We start from the raw sequence: 22,093 nt of genomic DNA, 5'->3' as shown, positions 1-22,093 counted from the left end.
ATGACCCATGGCCACCACCGTCCGACGGCGTCTCGGTTTCTCGGTCTGGGCAGCCGTTCGGGCCTTGTCTGTCCTGCGCGATTTGATGCCGATCCGATATGATCATTGCAAATAGGGCAGCGGATCGACGCTTTCGAATCCTTTGCGCACTTCGAAGTGCACATAGTTGGCCGGATCGGCGCGCAGGCTGGCGATTTTTTGCCCGCGCGAGACGCTATCGCCTTTTTTGACGGCGATGTTTCCAGCGTTGGCATAGACCGTAAGCAGGCCACCACTGTGTTTGATCACGATGATCGGCACTTGGTCCGCGTCGGATGTGATCGCGGCGACGGTGCCGGCATCGGCGGCTTTGATCGGGCTGCCTGCGGCGGCGGAAAGATCAATGCCGTCGGATTTGCCCTTGGTGTATTCGCGGATGATTTTGCCGCTGACCGGATAGGCCAAGCGCGCCGATGTGGTGGCTTTGCTTTGCGTTTTTCCCAGATCTGGCGCGACTTTTGCGGCTTGCGCGGCGGATTGCGCCACGGGCACGGTTTTCTCGTCCGGCAGGGGTTTGACCGCGCTTGGCGGTGTCGGCGTCGGTGAGGGATTGCCAAACCCCGGCTTGGCGATTTTTTCGGATTGTGGCGGGCGTTGCTCGGCCACGGGGATCAGCAGATATTGCCCCTCGCGGATGGTGAATTTCTCATCCAATCCGTTCCATTCCGACAGGCTGCGCACCGAAACATCATAGAGCCGCGCAATGGTAAAGGCGGTTTCGCCGCGCTGCACCTTGTGGCGGGTGGGTTCAAGTCCGGTTTGCGCCTTGGGATCAACGGCGGCCGTGGTGGAGGGCAGGGCGGTGGTTTCGACCTGTTGGGCGCCGGCACGGTCAATCGCGCCGCCGGCAAGCGTCGTGATGTCGACGGCAGGGCGGATCGGTCCGGTGCCGGATGCGCCGGTCAAAGGCGAGGGTTCGGCCACGCGGTTGGGCAGCGCAATGATTTCGCCCTCGCGCAGGGAGTCGCCGGTTTGCACGCCATTGAAGGTCGCCAAAGCGTTGGCATCCGCACCGATGCGGGCCGCGACAGTGGCCAGCGTGTCGCCGCGTTTGGCAACGGCGACTTGGTAGTTCGGGTAGGAGATGATGCCGCGATCATCGGGGCGCGGGCGTTCGGCGGTGGCCGTTCTCGCGGCTTCTGCGGTGCTCATGGCGCTGCCGAAATTGCCGCGCAGGTCAAGATCAAGCCCGCCCTCGCAGCCCGAAAGCGCCAGAGCCGCACCAAGCGCGGCAGCGCTGCGCAGCAGAGGACGGGACGCGCGCCTGCCGCCGGTGCTCTGTGCAGATGCAATCGTGGGTATGGCGCGGATTTGGGGCGTTTGGGTCATCTCGATATCCTCATTCACCGGCCGTTTCGGCCCATGTTTCTACCCCTTTATGTTTGGGGCTTTCACTGTCTCGTGCCCTTGTTGTCAGGGCTATATGCAATGTCCGCAGTTTACCGGCAGTTTAACTGTCGCGCCCGAGCCCTTCGAGCAGGGGGACAAACCGCACCGGGCGCAATTCGTCGTAATCAAACCCGCTCTCATGGCGGCGCACACGGATCAGGCTTTGCACCGCGTCCGATTGGCCCACAGGCACGACCATAATACCGCCGATCTTGAGCTGCGCCAAGAGGGGGCCGGGGGGATCCTCGGCGGCGGCGGTGACAATAATGCGATCAAACGGGGCCTGATCCGGCAGGCCAAAGCTGCCATCGGCGGTAAATGCGGTAATATTGGCAAGATCCATCGCCGCGAACACCGAACGGGCTTCGGCGATCAATCGTTTGTGGCGATCAACAGTATAGACCCGGCGGGCCAGTTGGCTGAGAATTGCGGCTTGATATCCTGAGCCGGTGCCCACTTCGAGCACTTTGTCGCGCGGGTTGACTTCGAGCGCCTGCGTCATCAATCCGACCACGGAGGGTTGCGATATGGTTTGGCCGCAAGCGATGGGCAACGGCATATCCTCATAGGCGCGTTCGGTGAAAATTCCGCGAATAAACGGGCCGCGATCGATTTTCTCCATCGCGCCGAGCACCGCCTTATCGGTCACGCCTTTGGAGCGCAACGCATAGAGGAATTGCATTTTGCGCTCGGCTTCGGATTGCTCTGCGGTGGGCTGTTGGTCCTGCGCCAAGGGCGCGGGGGTATGGGGCACGGTGCCGGCGCCCGGTGCGGCTTGCGGTGTGGCATGGCCGGCGCGCATTTGCATGGGGACGGGGGCAATGGGCGCGCGCGGGCTCATAGAGCGGCGCCAAAATGGTCCAGCGCATCATAGGCGGTCAGGGTGGCGCGCATGGGGGTGACCGAGATATAGCCGTCGAGGTTGAGCGCCGCATCGCTGCCTTCTTCGGTCGGGATCTGTTGGTCTCCGCCGCGTATCCATAGAAATTTGCGCCCCGACGGGGACAGATGCGGCTCGACCCCGAAATGGGTGTGTTTACGATACCCTTGTGGTCCGACGCGCGCCCCTTTGACCTCTGCGGCAGGGAGAGGCGGGAAATTGACGTTAAAGAACAAACGGTAATCTGTGATCGCTTCCTCGGCGGGGGTGGCATCGATCAATTTGCGGATGAGCGCCGCGCCATGGACTTCGGCTGCCTCAAACGGGTTTTCCAACTCGTAATTTTTCGGCCCGTAATATTGCGACAGGGCAAAGGACGGGATGCCTTGCAACGCGCCTTCCATTGCGGCCCCCAAGGTGCCCGAATACATCGCGTTTTCGGCGGAATTGTTACCGCGGTTGACGCCGGACAGGATCAGATCGGGTTTGTGGCCCTTGAGCACCTCATGCAGCCCCGCAAGCACGCAGTCGGCGGGCGATCCTTCGGCGGCAAAGCGGCGTTCGCCCATTTGCGCCAGCATCATCGGATGGGTGTAGCTGATTTTATGGGCCACGCCGGATTGTTCAAAGGCCGGCGCAACGGTCCAAACCTCGCCCTTTGATCCGGCCAGCTCTGCGGCGATCTTGGCGATGATTTCCAGGCCCGGCGCGTTGATACCGTCGTCATTGGTGATGAGAATGCGCATATTTGCCCCTGATTGCCCGTTGTTGTGTGGCCCACCCCTGCGCCGAAACGCGGCTTGGCCCGATACGCGCAGCGCGGTGCACGGACGGGCAATGTGCCTGTTTCCCTCTGTCTAAGCGAGCCGGCGGCGCGGGGCAAGCATTGCGCGGCCGGCAACGCCATTGCGTGGGACGGTTGTGGGGCAAAAGCAACCCTTGGGGGCCTGTGCGATGTGCGGTTAAAGTCCGAGGTCCGCGATGATCCGTTCGGCTTCGGCCTGCGGTTTGGCCAAAGGCGCGCGATCCTCGCCGGGGAAAAACCGCGCGCGGGTGGCGGTTGCCAACGGCGCGGGCGTGACGATCTCGATCCGCGGGCCGGTTTTGGTGCTTTCGGCTTGCCAGCTTTTGGCCAAAGCGATTTGCGCCGCCTTGCTTGCGCCATAGGCCGAGAAGAATTTCGTGCCGCCGCGCGGATCATCAAAGAAAAGCGCTGTGCCCTCTTCGCCCAGAAGCGGCGCCAGAAACGGGATCAATTGTCCGGTGGCGGTGACATTGCAGGCGACAGATTTGTCCCAATCTTTCGCATCGAGAAACTGTGCAGGGGCCAACGGCGCGGCATGCACGGCCGTATGCGCCCAAAGCGCAATCCCGCCCCAGCGATCATAGATCGAGCGGCACAATTGCGCCATTGCATCGGGATTGGTGATGTCCATCGGGGCCAATGTGGCGCTGCCGCCCTTGGCTTGGATGCGGTCATCCACCTCCTCCAGCGCGCCGGTGGTGCGACCGACGGCGACGATGTGATACTTCGGGCTGAGCGCTTCGGCCAATGCGGCACCAAGGCCGCGCGATGCGCCGGTGATGAGGGCGATTTGATCTGTCATAGGGGCGGTTTGGCGCGCCGCGCCGGTTTTGTCAACGCGCCCCTTGCGTGGATCATGCGCGGCGCGGCAATCAGTCCTGCATCAAATGCGGGCGGATGTCGCGGCCCGCTTCGGCATAGATGTCGAGCAAACGGTCAAAGGATATCCCATCCGTTTGCGCGGTGGCCAGATCGCCGGCTTCGGCCATCATCATCGGGCGGGTGCCGGCATCGCGGGCGACAGGGGACAAGATCACCGGGATCATGTCGTCCTCGGTAAATCCTGGCAGAAGATTCGCCAAAAGCGCATTTCCGCCGGCGAAATCGCGTGGCGGTTCGTCATATGTGGCGAGATAGCCGTCAAAGACATCGCGCGACACCTGCGCCCATGCGCCGAACCCGAACATCTCATCGGTGCCCTGCACAGGGATCATCAGCACACAGCGCAAAAAACAGGCCTCGCCGACACGGCATAGATCCGCGTTGAGCCGATCACCGGCGATTTCTGTATCGCCGCTGTCATCCACCGCATGGGTCCAGGCATCGGGATGCGGATAACCAAGATCGAAAATGCCGGAAAATGTTTCCCCGCAGCAGGGGCAAACACGGTCCGGATCGTTGAAACGTTTCCAACGGCTATCGAGATCGAGCAGGTTCATTCGGCGGCCGTTTTGGTTTCAAATCCCTTCTCGATCATATCCGAGGGCGCCACGGGATATTCGCCAGAGAAACAGGCATCGCAATATTGCGGGCTGTCCGTGTCGCGGCCATCCGGCGCACCGGCGGCGCGATAGAGACCGTTGAGCGAGATAAACCGCAAGCTGTCCACACCCAAATGTTCGCACATCTCGTCTTCAGTCATTGTCGCGGCGAGCAGTTTTTCGCGCTCCGGGGTATCGACCCCATAGAAACAGGGCCAACGGGTAGGGGGCGAGGCAATGCGGAAGTGAACTTCGGCGGCGCCCGCGTCCAGGATCATATCCTTGATCTTGCGGCTGGTGGTGCCGCGCACAACGCTGTCGTCGACCAAAATCACCCGCTTGCCTTTGATCAGCGCGCGGTTGACGTTGAGTTTCAGCCGCACGCCCATATTGCGGATTTGCTCGGTCGGTTCGATGAATGTCCGGCCCATATATTGGTTGCGAATGATCCCCATGGCGTAGGGAATACCGCTTTCCTGGCTGAACCCGATGGCCGCAGGCGTGCCGCTGTCGGGCACGGGGCAAACGAGATCGGCCTCGACAGGGGCCTCTTTGGCCAGTTCCACGCCAATTTGGCGGCGGGTTTCATAGACGCTGCGCCCGCCAATGACGCTGTCGGGGCGGGAAAAATACACATGTTCAAAGATGCAGAACCGCGATTTGCGCGGCCGGAAGGGAAAGGTGCTTTCGACCCCGTCTTTTTCCGAAATCACGACCATTTCGCCCGGTTCGATGTCACGCACATGTTCGGCGCCGATGATGTCCAATGCGCAGGTTTCCGAGGACAAAACCCACCCATCGGCCACCTTGCCCAAGACCAAAGGCCGCACGCCCAAGGGGTCGCGCACCCCGATCATTTTGGTCCGCGTCATGGCGACAATCGAAAACGCGCCTTCGACGCGGCGCAGCGCATCTTCCATCCGTTCGGGGATATTGCGTTGCAGGCTGCGGGCCATCAAATGAATGATGCACTCGCTGTCAGAGGAGGATTGGAAAATCGAGCCGCGCTCGATCAACTCGCGGCGCAGGGCGTTGGCATTGGTGATATTGCCGTTATGCGCAATCGCCGCGCCACCCATGGAAAATTCGCCGAAAAACGGTTGCACATCGCGGATTACGGCGGCTTTTGATCCGGCGGTGGAATAGCGCACATGCCCGATGGCGATCGGCCCCGGTAGGGTTTGCATCAAGCTTTGCGAGGTGAAATTGTCGCGCACATAGCCAAAGCGGCGCACCGAATTGAACCCCTCATCGGCGTCATGGCTGACGATGCCGCCGGCCTCTTGGCCGCGATGTTGCAGGGCATGTAATCCAAGCGCCACGAAGTTCGCCGCATCCGCTACACCGACAATGCCGAATACACCACATTCTTCATGCAGCTTATCGTCATCAAAGGGGTTGGCGGGGGGCATCTGCTTTTGCATGGCGGCGGGTCGGGTGGGGGTGGTCCGTGTGGGGTGGGACAAGGCGAGCGCTCCGAATCCGTTTATAGCAGGGTCGCCCCTCCTTAAGCGGTTGCGCGCCGAGTGTCACGAAAGGATCACAAATTGCGCCGCATTGTGAGCAACCCCTGCCAAGGCCGCGCCCATAATCCCGATCCTCGGGGGCTTTCTACGCAAAGAACGCGCCGCCTTTCGGCCGCGCGTTTTGATTTGTATAATTCATGAGTGTCTGTGCAGAGGCGTCCGCCCCGACCGGATTCGCACCCGTTTATTCAGGCGCGTCTTATTCAGGCACGTCACATTTCGAGACAAGGTTTTCATACCGGGTGGTGATCCATCCCATTGCCTGTTCGGGATCGGAATTTTCGATCTTGCCGGACATGCGGCCGAACACCTGTGCCGAGCGGCTGTCGTCGATCATGGTGATGTTTTGCGAGGTGATGACGGTTTCATAGACGAAAAACGCGATGGCGACCAAAAGGATGCCGCGTGCCACGCCAAAGAGGAAACCCAAACCTTGGTCCAATCCGCCAAGCGCCGAGCGTTGCACCAAAGAGGACAGCATCGGCGTAAAGAGGGATGCGATGACCAAAGCGATGGCAAAGACCACGGCAAACCCGGCGATCATCGACAATTCACAGCTGTCGGCAATGAATTCGCCGACGACGGGCACTTCTTTGACCAATGGTTCGACTTGCGGCGCGAACATGAAGGCCAAAATGCCCGCCACGATCCATCCGGCAATCGCCAGCCCCTCACGCACAAAGCCGCGCGTATAGGCCAATAGCGCCGAGAGCACGATCACAAGCGCCACAACGCCGTCGATGATGGTAAAACCTTCCATGGGTGATCTGTCCTTCGTCTCTTTGCCGCGTCTTGCGGCGTTCTTGTGCCGCCTTTCGGCGACATGCTTCATATCATCCGGTCAACCGGCACCAAAAATATCGCCAACGAAGGCCGTCAAATCGCCCATCTGCGTGAGCTTCAACCCCATATCCGCCAAAGCTTTGCCGCCGGACGGGGTGATCGCCGCCGTGAAACCAAGTTTTTGCGCTTCTTTCAACCTGTTTTCGCTCTGCGGCGCGGGGCGCAGCGCGCCCGAGAGGCTGATTTCACCGAAAACAACGGTCTCTGCCGGTAGGGCGCTGTCTTCGCGGGCGCTGACCAAGGCCGCCGCGACCGCCAGATCCGCCGCAGGTTCCGAGATTTTCATACCGCCCGCGACATTGAGGTAAACGTCCAATCCGGTGAAGGGAATGCCGCAACGGGCCTCAAGAACCGCAAGAATCATCGCCAAACGTCCGCCGTCCCATCCCACGACCGTGCGGCGCGGTTGGCTGTGCGGGCTGGGCGCGACGAGGGCTTGAAATTCCACCAAGACGGGCCGCGTGCCTTCGACACCGGCAAAGACCACCGATCCGGGCGATGGCGTGCCGCGTTCCGACAAGAACAAAGCCGAAGGGTTCATCACCTGCGCCAATCCCGCGCCGGTCATTTCAAACACGCCAATTTCATCGGCAGGACCAAAACGGTTTTTCACCGCGCGCAGAATACGGAATTGATGCCCACGCTCGCCCTCGAAATAGAGCACCGTATCGACCATATGTTCGACCACGCGCGGCCCGGCGATTTGCCCCTCTTTGGTGACATGGCCGACAAGGATCACCGACACGCCTTTGCGTTTGGCAAAGGTGGTCAATTCATGCGCGGCGGCGCGCACTTGGCTGACGCTGCCGGGGGCGCTTTCGACATTATCGGCCCACATGGTTTGAATGGAATCGATGATCGCCAGTTGCGGGCGCTCTTCTTCGAGGGTGGTGAGAATATCGCGCAGGTTGGTCGCGGCGGCCAATTGCACCGGCGCATCGGCCAATCCCAACCGCCGCGCCCGCATGCGCACCTGCGCGGAGGCTTCTTCGCCGGAGATATACATCACCTTAAGGCCCGAGCGGGCGAATTCGGCAGCGGCCTGCAAGAGCAATGTGGATTTACCGATACCCGGATCGCCGCCAACCAAGATGGCCGAAGAGGCGACCAAACCGCCGCCCAACACCCGGTCCAATTCACCGATGCCCGAAGTGGTGCGCGGCGGCGGCGCCTCTTCGGTCGACAGATCGCTCAGCTCCAACGCCGACCCGCGTTTCGCGCCAAGGCTTTTGCTGGCGGGGCCTGCGGATAAAGGCGCTTCTTCGACAATGGTGTTCCAATCGCCGCAGCCATCGCAGCGGCCGGACCATTTGGTGAAATTGGCTCCGCAGGCGGAGCACCGGAAGGATTTGGTTTTTGCCATGTCCCTGATGTGCCCCAGAGCGCGGGCGCGGTCAACGCCCCGCGCGTTGCCGCAAGTCGTGCCGGCGATAGGTGTGGCTTACCCGCCCCGCCGCACGCCGCCCCGTATCACGCGGCTTTGTCTGCGCCGGATTTGGCCGCGAGGCTGAGCGCGAGAGAGGCGAGAATACAGGCGGTGAAGAGATAAAGCCCCCAGGCTGTTTCGACCCGCCCGACGCCGATGCCTTTGGCCAATACGATATAGACCGCGATAAGGAAAATATCCGCCATGGCGAGTTTGCCCAGTAGGGAAATCGCGGGCAGAACGCGGCTGTCCATCAGCCCGAATTGAAAAAGCGCAAGGCCGAGGGTTTTGGCAAAGGGGGCCAAAAGCGCAAAGACGGTGACAACGAGCGCAAGGAAAACATCCGTCTGCCACAGGGAGCGCAGGCCGGAGATCACGCTGACCTCGGAGAGGGAGAAAAACGGCAAAACCCCCGCGCGCATCAAGGGTGCGCACCACGCGATGGGAAAAAGCACAAGCAAGGAGAGATTGGCGTATTTGGTGATGTGTTCCATGAGCCAAGAGGTAGCGACTGGCGCGCGGGCGCGCTAGGGAAAGATTGGCGCGGCCGGCGGTTCAGCGCACCGCCTCGATCGGACCCGTCGCGCGTCCATGGATGAATTGATCGAGGTAAGGATCGCCCGAGGCGTCCATCTCGGCGACCGGACCGGTCCATTTGATCACCCCGTCGTGCAGCATCGCCACCCGGTCGGCGATCGCCCGCACCGAAGACATATCATGCGTAATCGTCATCGCCGTGGCGCCCATTTCCACCACGATTTCGCGGATCAAATCATTGATCACGCCCGACATAATCGGATCGAGGCCGGTGGTCGGCTCGTCGAAAAAGATGATCTCGGGTTCGGCGGCGATGGCACGGGCAAGGCCGACACGTTTTTGCATGCCGCCCGAAAGCTCGGCCGGAAAGCGGTCGGCGACATCGGGTTTCAGGCCGACGCGGCGCAGCTTTTCGATGGCGATCTCGCGGGCCTCGGATTTGGGGCGTTTGAGCGTGCCGCGCGTCAAACGAAAGGCCACGTTTTGCCAGACCGGCAAGCTGTCGAACAAAGCGCCGCCTTGGAACAACATGCCAAAGCGGGCGAGGAATGCGTCGCGGTCGGCTTTGTCCACATCCTGCCCATCGACGATGATTTGGCCCTGATCGGGTTTGACGAGGCCCAAAATGGATTTCAGCGCAATGGATTTTCCGGTGCCGGAACCGCCAATGATCACCATGCTTTCGCCTTTGGGGATGGTCAGGTTGACGCCGCGCAACACGCGGTTGGCGCCAAAGGCTTTATGGACATCATGCAGTTCGATCATGCCGAAAAGAACACTTCTGTAAGCAGGTAATTGGCCGCCAGAATCATCACAGAGGCGGCGACAACGGCGGCTTTGGTGGCGCGCCCGACACCTTGGGCGCCGCGGGCGGAATTCATACCATAGTAGCAGCCCATCAGCGCGATGATAAACCCGAAGGCCGCGCCTTTGATCAGGCCGGAGGTGACATCCCAAGGCTCCAGAAAATCAACCGTGTTGCGCAGGTATGCGGCGGAATTGAAGTCGAGCCGTGCAATGCCGACAAGATATCCGCCCATGATGCCAATCGCATCCCCAACGGCGACAAGAACCGGCACCGCGAGAGTCGCGGCCAAAACCCGCGGCAAGGTGAGGTATTTCATCGGATGGGTCGAAAGGGTTGTCAGAGCGTCGATCTGTTCGGTCACTTTCATCGTGCCTATTTCGGCGGCAATCGAGGAAGCGACGCGCGCCGCGACCATCAGCCCGCCCAAAACGGGCCCAAGTTCGCGCACCATCCCGATGGCAACGATCGAAGGCACAACGGCTTCGGCGTTGAATCGCGCGCCGCCCGCATAGATTTGCAAGGCCAATGCGCCGCCGGTAAAAAGCGCGGTTAACCCGACAACCGGCAGCGACAGCCATCCGATTTGGAACAGGGCATGCAGGAATTCGCGGGTGTAGAAGGGCGGGCGCGCAAGGTGGCTGACGGTCTGCCCCGCAAAGATCGCGATGCGGCCCGTGGCGGCGCAAAGGCCAAGGACGGCGGCGCCAAGGCGGGCAAGCGGGGAAAGAAGCAAGGAAAGTGCGGACATCTGGATATCAGCCGCCGGTGTAACGACGGTTGTAACGCCCGCCCAGAGAGGTCAGAATTTCATATCCGATGGTGCCTGCGGCACCCGCCAGAGTATCGACGCCCTGTTCGGGGCCGAGCAACGAAAGGCTTTTGGGAACCTCGTCCAATGCGGTAATATCCACAGTGATCAGATCCATCGACACACGGCCGAGAATTTTACATGCGGTGCGGCCCGAAAAAAGCATGCCTTTCGGCCCCATGGCGCGAATGAGCCCATCGGCATATCCGGCGGCGACGGTGGCCACTTGGGTGTCGGTCTGCGCGGTCCATGTATTGCCATAGCCAACAGTTTCGCCTGCCGTCACGGTGCGGGTTTGGATCACGGGAACATCAAGGGTAACAACCGGTTTGGCGGCGGCGAAAGGCGCCCCGCCATAAAGCCCAATGCCGGGGCGGGTGAGGTCGAAATGAAAGGCGCGGCCCAAGAGAATGCCGCCGGTGGCCGAAAGCGAGCGCGGCACGCCGCAGTCATCGGTCATCTGCCGGAAAGCGCGCAATTGCCGCGCGTTCATCGCATGGTTCGGCTCGTCCGCGCAGGCCAGATGCGACATGATCATCATCGGATGTTGCGCCAAAGCAATGTCGCGCACGGCAGCCCATTCGGCCGGCTCCATGCCCAGACGGTTCATGCCGGTGTCCAATTGAATGCCAAACGGGTGCGCCGGCAGGCTTTCAAAATGGCGCAGCAGTTGCTCAACAGAATTGAGCATCGGAATAAGGCCGAGGTCGGAGATCATATCGGTATCGCCCGCCATATGGCCAGAGAACACATAGATCGCCACATCGGGGCCAAGCGCATCACGGATCGCGGCGCCTTCTTCGGCGACCGCGACAAAAAACTGACGTGCCCCGGCGCGGGCAAGGGCGCGCGACACCCGCGCCGCGCCAAGGCCATATCCGTTCGCCTTGACCACGGCGGCGGTTTCGACGCCGCCGTCTGAGGCCGCATCAAGCGCGCGCCAGTTGGCCACCAGCGCATCAAGGTCGATTGTTAAGTTCGCAGTAGACATGAAGCAGGGTTTTGACAGTGTTGTGGCAGAGGTCAAGAGAAAAGGGTTTTGAGGGGCGCGGATCGGCGGGAACGGGTGGGTGCGGTGCCGCAGGCACGAGACGACACCGGGGCGCGGGTCCGGCGTTTAATATTGCTCTTCGCGCTCGCCTTGTTGCCATTGTTTCGCAAGGTTGCCAAAGCGGGTGAATTGGCCTTCGAAGCTCAGTTCAACAGTGCCGATGGGGCCGTGGCGTTGTTTGCCGATGATGACCTCGGCTTTGCCATGCAGGCGCTCCATGTCGTCTTGCCATGCGGCCATTTTGTCGAGTTCGTGATCGCCGGGCTTTTCGCGTTCTTTGTAGTATTCTTCGCGGAACACAAACATTACCACATCGGCGTCCTGTTCGATCGAGCCGGATTCGCGCAGATCCGAAAGTTGCGGGCGTTTGTCGTCGCGGCTTTCGACCTGACGCGAGAGCTGTGACAGGGCGATGACGGGAATGTTGAGTTCCTTGGCGATGGCTTTCATGCCCATCGAAATTTCGCCAATTTCCTGCACACGGTTGCCTTGGGTGGCGGGGGTGCCGCGCACCAGTTGCAGATAGTCGATGATCAGCACATCAAGGCCTTTGGTCCGTTTCAGGCGGCGGGCGCGGGCGGCCAATTGCGAGATCGGCAAGGCCGGCGTGTCGTCGATATAAAGCGGGCAGCTTTCGAGGCTTTTGGCGGCTTCGACGAAGCGGCGGAATTCGGTTTCGGTCATGTCGCCCGAACGGATTTGATGGCTCGGGACTTCGGAGGCCTCGGACAGGATCCGGCCGGCCAGCTGTTCGGCGCTCATCTCGAGGCTGTAAAAGCCGACAACACCGCCCTCGATGGTGCCTTCGGTGCCATCGGTGCGTGTGCCGCGTTTATAGGCTTTGGCGATGTTGAACGCGAGGTTGGTCGCCAGAGAGGTTTTGCCCATCGACGGCCGCCCCGCAAGGATCAACAGATCCGATTTGTGCAGGCCGCCGAGTTTGCGGTCCAGATCAATCAACCCGGTCGACACACCTGCCAGTCCGCCTTCGCGTTGATAGGCGGTGTTGGCCATGTTCACGGCTTCGGTCACCGCATGCAAGAAGGATTGGAAACCGGTTTCGGATTTGCCCTGCTCGGAGAGCGCATAGAGCTTTTGTTCGGCTTCGACGATTTGTTCTTTGGGTTCGGAATGCACCTCGACCTTCGAGGCTTTGGCAGCGATTTCCTGACCCAAGCCGATCAATTCGCGCCGGATCGCCAGATCATAAATCATTTGCGCATAATCGCGCACCGCATAGGCCGAGATGGCCGACCCCGCGAGACGGGCCAGATAGGCCGGACCGCCCAATTCCTTGAGGCCATCATCGTCCTCGAAAAACGCCTTGAGCGTCACCGGCGAGGCGAGGTTATTTTTGGCAATGCGCGCGGCGGCGGTTTCGTAGATGCGTGCATGCACCGGATCATAAAAATGATCGGCGCTGATGATCGAGGCAACGCGGTCAAACACATCGTTATTGGTCAGGATCGCGCCAAGAAGCTGCTGCTCGGCCTCGATCGAATGGGGCATGGTGTCGGGCGACTGCACTTCGGCATCGGCGGCGTGTCCAGTTGCGTTAAAGGCGGCAATCTCGTTCATATCGTCCCCACTTCCATCCCTGAGGCGGTGTCTTAACCACTGAGAGCCTACGCGCGCAACGTGTATGTTTTTGTGGATAATTCATGGCGGCGCGCGGCAGGGCCTAGGGTGGGCCTATCTTGCCCGCAGAGGGACTGTTTCGTCAAGATATAGTGGTGATAGGCGGAAAGGATCCGATATGCAGCCGTAAAAAGTTAACTAAATTCTCTCGAACAGATGGGTGCCTGCCGATTCTCGCCTGCGCAGTGAGAATCGGCCGGGGGTGCAGACCGGAGCAGATAGGGGCAGGCAGAGATCAGCTTTTGCGTGCGTCTTGCCAGGCGCGGGGATCCTTGAGGAAGGTTTCGACCTCGGCCAAGGTGGCCGCGTCAAAGGCGCCTTGGGCCTTGGCTTCAGCCAGAACATCCCACCATGTGCACAGGTGATGCAGCTCGACGCCGTGATCGCCCAAGGTTTTTTGCGTCTCGGGGAAAATGTCGTAATAGAAGACAACTGCCGTATGCCCGCATGTGGCACCGGTCTCGCGGATTGCATCGACGAAGCTGAGCTTCGAGCCGCCATCGGTGGTCAAATCCTCAACCAAAAGCACCCGCTCGCCTTCGCTCATATCGCCCTCGATGCGGGCATTTTTTCCGTAACCTTTTGGCTTTTTGCGCACATAGGTCATGGGCAAGGCCATACGCTCGGCCACCAGGGCCGCAAAGGGAATGCCCGCCGTTTCGCCGCCGGCGATGTTGTCAAAAGCCTCTAGCCCGGCGTTGCGCATCACTGTGACGGTGAGAAAATCCATCAAGGTGGAGCGGATGCGCGGGTAAGAGATCAGCTTGCGGCAATCGATATAGGAGGGCGACGGCAGGCCAGAGGCCAGAGTATACGGCTCGTCGGTGTTGAAGTTCACCGCCTTGATCTCAAGCAACATGCGCGCGGTCAGGCGGGCGATTTCCTCGGCGGCGGGGTAGGATGCGGGGATCATGGGCGTGTCCTTGTCTCGTTCAACTGCGGTGTCGGGTTGGGCGGTGTGCCCTGTTTTCTATTTTCTCCAAATATCCCCGCCGGAGGCATGAAACTCTCTCGGGAGCGCCTGCGGCAAATATGCGCCTCCGGCGGGGATATTTTAGGAAAGCAGAAGGGTCATGCGGGCACGACCCCCCATGTCAGGGGATAACCAGGATCAAAGACAGTCACTTCGCCTTCGCCGGTGATAATTTTCTTTGGGTAATTCGGCGCGGATTTGGTCAAGGTGAGCGTGTCGGTGTTTTCGGGGAGCCGGTAAAAGGCCGGACCGTTTTTCGACGTGAAGGCCTCGAGCTGTGCAAGCGCGCCTTCTTCTTCGAAGACCTGTGCCAGCAAGGACATGGTGTTGGTTGCGGTGAAACAACCGGCACAGCCGCAGGCTTGTTCTTTATTCGGGTCGGTGTGCGGTGCGCTGTCGGTGCCCAGAAAAAACCGCGCCTCGCCAGAGGTGGCCGCCGCGCGCAGGGCAAGGCGGTGCTCTTCGCGTTTGGCGACGGGCAGGCAATAGTAATGCGGTTTGATCCCGCCCACGAGCAGGTGGTTACGGTTGAGGATCAAATGATGTGTGGTGATCGTCGCGCCAAGGGTCTCGTCGCCGCTGCGGGCGTATTCGACGCCTTGTTTGGTGGTGATATGTTCCATCACCACGCGCAGATCCGGCGTGGCGCGGCGCAGCGGGTCGAGTACGGTGTCGATGAACACGGCTTCGCGGTCAAAGATGTCGATCTCCGGCGCGGTGACTTCGCCGTGCACGCAAAGCGGGAGGCCGATCTCTGCCATTTTCTCTAGCACCGGGCGGACCTTGTCGAAATTCGTTACCCCGGAGGCCGAATTTGTCGTGGCTCCTGCGGGGTAGAGCTTCACGGCTTTGACCATTCCGCTGGCATGGGCGGCGGCGACATCGTCGGGGTCGGTGTCTTCGGTCAGGTAGAGCGTCATCAACGGTTCAAATGTCATGCCCTCGGGCAGGGCCGCCATGATCCGCTCTTTGTAGGCTGCGGCCTGGGCGCCGGTGACGACGGGGGGTACGAGGTTCGGCATGACGATGGCGCGGGCAAAATGGCGCGCGGTTTCGGGCAGAACGGCGGTCAGCATCGCGCCATCGCGCAGATGCAGGTGCCAGTCGTCGGGGCGGATGATGGTCAATGTATCGCTCATGGCAGAGCGATTACACAATTGTGTGCGCCAAGGCCAGTGGGGAAAGACGCCGGCGGTGGTCTAGGGGTCGCTCTCGTCCGTTTCTGCATCGGTTTTGGGCGCGGGCGGAAGTTTCGTGCCGTCGCGGGCCGATAGGGCGCGCAGTTCAGTCAGTTTCTTGCGAAAGCGCGGGCCGTGCATACGTGACAGGACATTCTCGCAGACCATAGCCGTCAGATAGGGGCGTTCGGCATTGTCGACGATCGACATGAGCCGCCGTAGATAGGGTCCGTAGCCGCGTCGTGCCCGCATTGCCTTGCCAAAATAGACTTCGTTCAGGGCCCCTTGGCCCATCGCATTGATCAGGTCGGGCAAGACGCCCATTTGTAACATATGGCTCTGGATCGCCTCGCCCAGATTACGACAGCGCAGTTTCGTTACATTGGACCGCGTGAACAATGCCGCATGCATCGCGTCGAGATCCTGATTGGGATCATAGATGACGAAAGCCTCTGCGGCGGCGTCGAGCATATCAGGCGCATAGCCATAGCGGTCGGTGAAAGATGTCCGGCGCATATGGGTGAACCGGTCATCCCATTCGGTCATGCCGGCGTCCAAAGTGGCTTGGGGCTGGATCGCCAGAACCGAAGCGCCGGGCGCCGCAACCGAATAGGCCGCCGCCGCATAGCCGCACGGACCGGTTCCATAAAAAATCACCTTTTCGAAATCCTCGAAAAAACCGTCGTCGATCAACCGGTCGAAATAGCCATAGATGCGTGCATCGCGAAACCATGTGTCGCCATCCGAGATAATAGCCAGATGCGACCAGCCCTGCGCCCGCACCAGATCCCAACCGATCGGATGGCCTTGCTCTGACAGGGTTTGAATGCCTTGGATGGTTTCGAAGGTAACCAATAGGGTCGGGCCTTCGTCGACAAAGCCGGCCAAATGGCGTTTGCCCAGGGTTTGCACATAGCCCGCTTCGTCTGTCACCCGCGAGAATTGCTCTATCCATTCACTTTTTTTCAGGTCGGCCAGAGAGGTCTGGATGATATGTGGGCCGTCCTGCATGCCAATGGGTCCTTACATACTGCTAAACCGCTTTGGCGGATTTCTGGCGATGGATATGCCAAATGAATGGGGCAGAATTACGGAGCAATGCCGAGAATTCAAGGGCAAAACCGTACCGGATTTCGATCCGGCTCGATTGGGGCAACTCCGGCCAGTAAAGCGGAACCGCAGGGCGAGTAAAGTTTGAGGTTGCAGCGCGAGATGATCGAGGGACTGCTTTCTAAGCAGGGAAGCAGGGAAGCAGGGAAGCAGGGAAGCAGGGAAGCAGGGAAGCAGGGAAGCAGGGAAGCAGGGAAGCAGGGAAGCAGGGAAGCAGGGAAGATTTTGCGTGTATGGCACTTTAGGCGAGGTTGCGCTTCGGAGCGCGCGCATGCACGGTGTAACTCCCGCCGTCGCGCGGGAAAGATCCTGCGAGCACGCAGGATATCGATGCGCCCGCTGCGGCGCGGGGCGGACGGATCGCGGGAGAGAACCATGAGCGAGATCACATCTATCGAAAGCGTGCAGAAGATGCTGGGCGCGCAGGACTACGTTTGCTCGCGGGCCTTGGCGACGGTGGTGTTTTTATCGCTGCGCCTCGGACGGCCGTTGTTCTTGGAAGGCGAGGCCGGCGTTGGTAAAACCGAGATCGCCAAAGCCATTGCTGCCGCGCTGGGCCGTAAATTGATTCGCTTGCAATGTTATGAGGGGCTTGATGCGGCCTCGGCGGTCTATGAATGGAACTTTGCCGAACAGATGATCGCCATTCGCACCGCAGAGGCATCCGGCGGCGCCGACCGTGATAGCCTCAAGACCGAGCTTTTCACCGAGGAGTATTTGATCGAGCGGCCCTTGCTTCAGGCAATGCGCCCGCAAGACGGCGGCGCCCCTGTATTGCTCATCGATGAATTGGACCGCACCGACGCGCCGTTCGAAGCCTTCCTCCTTGAGGCGCTGTCGGATTTTCAGGTCACCATTCCCGAATTGGGCACGATCAAAGCGCCAGAGCCGCCTATCGTGATCCTGACCTCGAACCGCACCCGCGAAGTGCATGATGCGCTCAAACGGCGCTGCCTTTACCATTGGGTGGATTACCCCGAGTTCGAGCGCGAGATCGAGATTTTGCAAGCCCGTGCGCCGGAAGCCTCCGAAGCGCTCAGCCGCGAAGTCGTGTCCTTCGTGCAAAAACTGCGCACCGAGGATTTGTTCAAAAAGCCCGGCGTGGCGGAAACGATCGATTGGGCCAAATGTTTGCTGGCGCTGGATGTGATCAACCTCAGCCCCGAAGTCATTGCCGATACCATTGGCGCAATCTTGAAATACCAAGACGACATCTCCAAGCTGCAAGGCTCTGAAGCGAAACGGATTTTGGATGAGGTGAGTGCAACGCTGGAGCCGGTGTGATGAGCGGTATCAAGGTCATCTTGACCGGCCTCGGCGATGCGCTGGGCGGCGATGCGCCGCAAGGTGGTGGCGACCCCGTGTTGATGCCCTACCGGATGCGGCGGGGGTGACGCATGGTTGAATACCTGCCGCTGGAATTGCCGGAAAACCCCAAGCTGACCCACAATATCGCCCATTTTGCCCGCGCGTTGCGCAAGGCCGGGATTGCCGTGGGGCCGGGGGCGGTGTTGGACGCGGTGCGCGCGGTGCAAGCGGCGGGGTTTACCGAAAAACGCGATTTCTATTGGGTTTTGCACGCCTGTTTTATCTCTAAACCGGAACAGCGGCGGGTGTTTTCCCAAGTCTTTCGGCTCTATTGGCGCGATCCGCGGTTTATGGAGCATATGATGGCGATGATGCTTCCGGCCATTCGCGGCGTGCAAGAGGACCGCCCCGCGCAGGCCGCCGAAAAACGTGCCGCCGAGGCGCTTCTTGGCGATGCCGACCGCGACATGCCCGACCCGACCGACAGCCCCGAAGAAGAGGTGCAAATCGAGATTGACGCCGCGCTGACCATGTCCTCCGAAGAGCGCCTGCGCAGTCTGGATTTCGAACAGATGAGCACCGCCGAAATGGCCGAGGCCAAACGCATGTTGGCGCGCCTTAAATTGCCCGTCAAACCGATCAAATCGCGGCGCAGCATGGCGGCGCATTACGGGCGTTTGATGGATTGGCGGGCGACCATGCGCCGCGCCATGCGCCAAGGCGGGGAAATCCGCAGTCTGGCCCATCAAAAGCCGCGCGAGCGCTATCCGAATTTGGTGGTGATTTGCGATATTTCCGGATCGATGAGCCAATACAGCCGCATGGTTTTGCATTTCCTGCACGCCGTCGCCAATGAAAAAGGCGCGGGATGGGCCAAGGTGCACGGGTTCACCTTTGGCACGCGGCTCACCAATATCACCCGCCATCTGGCGCAGCGTGACGTCGATGCGGCCTTAGCCGCAGCGGGGGCAGAGGCGCAAGATTGGGAAGGCGGCACGCGGATTGGCGCCTGTTTGCATGATTTCAATCGCGATTGGTCGCGCCGTGTTATGGGGCAGGGCGCGGTGGTGCTTTTGATCACCGACGGGTTGGACCGCGATGCACCCGATGATCTGGCCCGCGAAATGCAGCGGCTGCACCTGTCGTGTAAGCGGTTGATCTGGCTTAACCCTTTGCTGCGTTGGGAGGGGTTCGCCCCCAAAGCGCGCGGCATCGCGGCGATGCTGCCGCATGTGGATGCCTTTCGCGCCGGTCATTCGATTGCCTCGCTTGAAGAACTGGCTATGGCGATCTCGACAACCCGCGACAGCGGTGAAAAGGACCGCCTTATGCGGATGATCGGGGCGTAGTGCCGGTAACGCCGAAGGGCCGCCTTATGGCCATTTGGGGCCGTTTGGGGCGGCGGCGGGTTTGGGGCTTTGTCCGCAGCGCGGGCGGCAATCGGGGCAGACAATTGCGCGCCCCTGTTTCATACTGCGTGCAACTTCATATTGCGTGCAACGGAGGATGTGATGGATCGTTTTGACAATATTCCCGAGGTGGCCTTGGCGTGGCACCGCGCCGGCAAAGGCGCGGCTTTGGCCACTGTGGTCGAAACATGGGGCAGCGCCCCGCGCCGCATCGGCAGCCAGTTGGCGATCAATGCCGATGGCGAGATCGAGGGATCGGTGTCCGGCGGCTGTGTCGAAGGCGCGGTGATATTAGAGGCCATCGAGGCGATTGAGACAGGCCGGCAAATGCTGCTTGAATATGGCGTTTCGGACGATGATGCTTTTGCCGTGGGATTGGCCTGTGGCGGTAAAATCCGTGTGCTGGTTGAACCGGTTGGCACGGTTTTGCCGTTAGAGGTGCTTGACGCCTTGGTGGTGGCCCGCGCCGAGCGCACCGCAGTGGCCGTGGTCAGCGATTTGAAATCGGGCGCGCGCCTCTTGGTGCGCGATGGCTATGCCGACCGGTTTCGTATGGATCGGTCGGGGTTCGAGGGCGATGATAGGTTTGTTGCCATTCACAACCCGCCCTTGCGCATGATCATCGTCGGCGCGGTGCATATAGCGCAGGCTTTGGTTCCGATGGCGCGGATTGCGGGGTTTGATCCGGTGCTCATTGAGCCGCGCGGCGCATTCGGGTCCGAGACACGGTTTCCCGGCGAGGTGATTTTGGACGATTGGCCCGATGAAGCCGTCGCGCAATTGGGGCTTGATGCGCGCACGGCGCTTGTGTTGTTGACCCATGATCCGAAATTGGACGATCCGGCGTTGGAACGTGCCTTGGCCGCCGATTGCTTTTACATCGGCGCGCTCGGATCGACCCGCACCCATGCGAAACGCGTGGAGAGATTGCGCGCCTCCGGCTTCACCGAAGGACAGATCGCCCGCATTCATGGCCCTGTCGGGTTGAATATCGGCGCGGCCAATCCGGCCGAGATTGCCGTGTCGATCCTGTCGCAAGTGGTGGGCGTGTTGCGCGGCGTGACGCCGTGAAATTCGGCTATGTTCCTGTGCGCGAGGCCGAAGGCGCAATCATGGCGCATTCCTTGGGGTTGGGGCCGCAGGCCTCGGCCCGACGCATCGCCAAAGGCACGGTTTTGGACGCGGACCACATCCGGCAATTGATCGCCAGCGGGATCGCAGAGGTCGTCGCGGCGGTGTTGGAAGACGGCGATTTGCCCGAGGATGTCACCGCAATGCGGTTGGCGCAGGCTTTGGTGCCCGAGACCGGCGCGCAACATATCCGGATCACCGGCGCGGGGGCGGGACGGGTCAATCTTTACGCTACCTCTTGCGGGATCGTGACATTGGACGCGGCGCGCATCCATGCTCTGAATGCGATTGATCCGATGATCTCGGTCGCAACGGTGCCGGATTACGCTCGGGTGGACGCCGGCGGCATGATCGCCACGATCAAAATCATCGCCTATGCGGTGCCCGAGGCACAATTGATCCGCGCCGAAACCGGCGCAGGCGGGGCGATCCGCGTGTTGCCACCGGTCTATCAGACGGCCACCTTGATCGAAACGGTGACGCAACCGGCCGCTTCCGGCGAGGTGTCTGGCGAGCTATCCGGCAAAGGCCGCGCCGCGATGGCGGGGCGATTGGCGCGGTTTGATGCGGCGTTGACCCCGCGCGTGGTGGTGCCCCATGCCGAGGCGGAATTGTCCGACGCGATCAAGCAAGCCACGGGCGAGATGCTCTTGATCCTTACGGGATCGGCGACCTCTGATCTGCGCGATGTCGCGCCGCAAGCATTGCGCATGGCCGGGGGCGAGGTGATCCGCTTTGGCATGCCGGTCGATCCGGGAAATTTGTTGTTTATCGGGCGCTTGGCGGAAAAACCGGTGATTGGTTTGCCCGGCTGCGCGCGTTCGATTGCGCTCAACGGGGCGGATTGGGTGTTGGAGCGGTTGATCTGCGGGCTGCACGTGGGGGCTGGCGACATCGCGGCGATGGGGGTGGGCGGTTTGCTCAAGGAAATTCCCACACGCCCGAGGCCGCGCCGCGACCATCATACATAATCGCCCCCCAGAGCCCCGCGCATTTATGAGGCTGCATCAATGCGGGTCTCGCGGCCCTGCGCGGTATAGTTCGGATGTTGTTGCCCCATCTGCCTTGGCGGTGCGCCCTACTGTGCGCCGTGACGGGGGTGCCGCGAGTATATCGGCGGCATCCTCCTTTGGTCTAACTTCGCAGTTATCGCTTACACATCGCGGGGCAAGGTGGTTATCATCCTCTCATAGCCACATTAACTCTGGGAGGAGCCACATGTCTCAGGTCACCATGACCGTGAATGGCAAGACAGCCACCGGCGACGTAGAAGGCCGGACACTTCTTGTTCATTTCCTGCGCGACGAATTGCAACTGACGGGGACGCATGTCGGATGCGACACCTCGCAATGCGGCGCCTGTGTCGTTCACGTGGACGGCAAAGCCGTGAAATCATGCACCATGCTGGCGGCCGAAGCCGATGGCGCATCGGTTGAAACCATCGAAGCACAGGCCGCCGATGACGGCACGCTGAACGTGGTGCAACAAGCGTTTCAAGATCACCATGGCCTTCAGTGCGGTTTTTGCACTCCCGGCATGGTGATGAGCGCCACAGCCCTGCTCAAAGAGAACCCCAAACCGACAGAGGCGGAAATCCGTCACTACCTTGAGGGGAATATCTGCCGCTGCACCGGCTATCACAACATCGTCAAATCGATCATGGCCGCATCGGGCCAAGACGTCGATTCGATCGCTGCCGAGGTGGCCGCCCAATAAGGCACGCTGCGGGGGCGACATTGCCCCCGAAAAAAGG

At 60.7% G+C, this 22,093-nt stretch carries 21 protein-coding genes; 5 read left to right on the top strand and 16 right to left on the bottom strand.

The window, feature by feature from the left end; genetic code table 11:
- Window positions 1-102: 102 nt before the first annotated feature.
- From DI396_RS05925 to DI396_RS05850, 16 genes are all read right to left on the bottom strand, one after another.
- Window positions 103-1,368: a LysM peptidoglycan-binding domain-containing M23 family metallopeptidase gene (locus DI396_RS05925; protein ID WP_110795397.1), complete on the bottom strand. Its 1,266-nt coding sequence runs from the start codon at window positions 1,366-1,368 to the stop codon at window positions 103-105.
- Window positions 1,369-1,489: 121 nt separating this feature from the next.
- Window positions 1,490-2,269 (bottom strand): protein-L-isoaspartate(D-aspartate) O-methyltransferase, encoded by a 780-nt coding sequence (locus DI396_RS05920; protein ID WP_268876834.1) that lies wholly within the window; start codon window positions 2,267-2,269, stop codon window positions 1,490-1,492.
- Window positions 2,266-3,054: a 5'/3'-nucleotidase SurE gene (surE, locus tag DI396_RS05915; RefSeq protein ID WP_110795241.1), complete on the bottom strand. Its 789-nt coding sequence runs from the start codon at window positions 3,052-3,054 to the stop codon at window positions 2,266-2,268. Before surE ends, DI396_RS05920 begins: the two co-directional genes overlap by 4 nt.
- A gap of 216 nt (window positions 3,055-3,270) precedes the next feature.
- A complete protein-coding gene (locus DI396_RS05910) occupies window positions 3,271-3,915 on the bottom strand; it encodes an SDR family NAD(P)-dependent oxidoreductase (RefSeq protein ID WP_110795240.1) in 645 nt (214 codons plus the stop codon).
- A gap of 70 nt (window positions 3,916-3,985) precedes the next feature.
- Window positions 3,986-4,552, bottom strand: coding sequence for a DUF2199 domain-containing protein (locus tag DI396_RS05905; RefSeq protein WP_110795239.1), 567 nt, complete (start codon window positions 4,550-4,552; stop codon window positions 3,986-3,988).
- Entirely contained in the window at window positions 4,549-6,006 is a 1,458-nt protein-coding gene (gene purF / locus DI396_RS05900) for an amidophosphoribosyltransferase (RefSeq protein ID WP_110795238.1), read from the bottom strand. Before purF ends, DI396_RS05905 begins: the two co-directional genes overlap by 4 nt.
- Window positions 6,007-6,319: 313 nt before the next feature.
- Window positions 6,320-6,880, bottom strand: a complete 561-nt coding sequence (locus DI396_RS05895; protein ID WP_110795395.1) for a CvpA family protein — start codon at window positions 6,878-6,880, stop codon at window positions 6,320-6,322.
- A gap of 81 nt (window positions 6,881-6,961) precedes the next feature.
- Window positions 6,962-8,326: a DNA repair protein RadA gene (gene radA / locus DI396_RS05890; protein ID WP_110795237.1), complete on the bottom strand. Its 1,365-nt coding sequence runs from the start codon at window positions 8,324-8,326 to the stop codon at window positions 6,962-6,964.
- Window positions 8,327-8,433: 107 nt separating this feature from the next.
- A complete protein-coding gene (locus tag DI396_RS05885) occupies window positions 8,434-8,883 on the bottom strand; it encodes a paraquat-inducible protein A (RefSeq protein WP_110795236.1) in 450 nt (149 codons plus the stop codon).
- A gap of 61 nt (window positions 8,884-8,944) precedes the next feature.
- Entirely contained in the window at window positions 8,945-9,691 is a 747-nt protein-coding gene (locus DI396_RS05880; RefSeq protein ID WP_110795235.1) for an ABC transporter ATP-binding protein, read from the bottom strand.
- Window positions 9,688-10,482, bottom strand: a complete 795-nt coding sequence (locus DI396_RS05875) for an MlaE family ABC transporter permease (protein ID WP_110795234.1) — start codon at window positions 10,480-10,482, stop codon at window positions 9,688-9,690. The genes DI396_RS05880 and DI396_RS05875 overlap by 4 nt, the downstream gene beginning before the upstream one ends.
- Window positions 10,483-10,489: 7 nt before the next feature.
- Window positions 10,490-11,533, bottom strand: coding sequence for an alanine racemase (alr, locus tag DI396_RS05870; RefSeq protein WP_110795233.1), 1,044 nt, complete (start codon window positions 11,531-11,533; stop codon window positions 10,490-10,492).
- A 126-nt stretch (window positions 11,534-11,659) separates the two neighbouring features.
- Entirely contained in the window at window positions 11,660-13,171 is a 1,512-nt protein-coding gene (locus DI396_RS05865; RefSeq protein ID WP_110795232.1) for a replicative DNA helicase, read from the bottom strand.
- A gap of 295 nt (window positions 13,172-13,466) precedes the next feature.
- Window positions 13,467-14,144 carry an orotate phosphoribosyltransferase gene (locus DI396_RS05860; RefSeq protein ID WP_110795231.1) on the bottom strand — a complete coding sequence of 226 codons (678 nt, stop codon included), beginning with the start codon at window positions 14,142-14,144 and terminating at the stop codon, window positions 13,467-13,469.
- Window positions 14,145-14,302: 158 nt separating this feature from the next.
- Window positions 14,303-15,343, bottom strand: a complete 1,041-nt coding sequence (pyrC, locus tag DI396_RS05855) for a dihydroorotase (RefSeq protein ID WP_110795230.1) — start codon at window positions 15,341-15,343, stop codon at window positions 14,303-14,305.
- Between the two features lie 60 nt (window positions 15,344-15,403).
- On the bottom strand, window positions 15,404-16,393 hold the full coding sequence (locus tag DI396_RS05850; RefSeq protein ID WP_110795229.1) for a phosphoadenosine phosphosulfate reductase: 990 nt from the start codon (window positions 16,391-16,393) through the stop codon (window positions 15,404-15,406).
- Window positions 16,394-16,867: 474 nt separating this feature from the next.
- Between DI396_RS05850 and DI396_RS05845 the strand changes: the two genes are divergently transcribed.
- The 5 genes from DI396_RS05845 (at window position 16,868) to DI396_RS05825 (ending at window position 22,056) form a co-directional block, all read left to right on the top strand.
- Window positions 16,868-17,776 (top strand): AAA family ATPase, encoded by a 909-nt coding sequence (locus tag DI396_RS05845; RefSeq protein WP_110795394.1) that lies wholly within the window; start codon window positions 16,868-16,870, stop codon window positions 17,774-17,776.
- A 113-nt stretch (window positions 17,777-17,889) separates the two neighbouring features.
- A complete protein-coding gene (locus DI396_RS05840; protein ID WP_110795228.1) occupies window positions 17,890-19,149 on the top strand; it encodes a vWA domain-containing protein in 1,260 nt (419 codons plus the stop codon).
- A gap of 162 nt (window positions 19,150-19,311) precedes the next feature.
- The gene (locus DI396_RS05835) at window positions 19,312-20,280 is read left to right on the top strand and encodes an XdhC family protein (RefSeq protein WP_110795227.1); all 969 of its coding nucleotides are present in this window, start codon (window positions 19,312-19,314) and stop codon (window positions 20,278-20,280) included.
- Complete coding sequence (locus tag DI396_RS05830) at window positions 20,277-21,311, top strand: molybdopterin-binding protein (RefSeq protein WP_110795226.1); 1,035 nt, start codon at window positions 20,277-20,279, stop codon at window positions 21,309-21,311. The genes DI396_RS05835 and DI396_RS05830 overlap by 4 nt, the downstream gene beginning before the upstream one ends.
- 247 nt (window positions 21,312-21,558) lie before the next feature.
- Window positions 21,559-22,056: a (2Fe-2S)-binding protein gene (locus tag DI396_RS05825; RefSeq protein WP_110795225.1), complete on the top strand. Its 498-nt coding sequence runs from the start codon at window positions 21,559-21,561 to the stop codon at window positions 22,054-22,056.
- The last annotated feature ends 37 nt before the right edge of the window (window positions 22,057-22,093 follow it).

It is taken from the genome of Litorivita pollutaquae (assembly GCF_003205515.1).
Lineage (GTDB): Bacteria > Pseudomonadota > Alphaproteobacteria > Rhodobacterales > Rhodobacteraceae > Litorivita > Litorivita pollutaquae.
The sequence above is the reverse complement of the archived record's forward strand: the minus strand, read 5'-3'. Positions and strand labels throughout refer to the sequence as shown.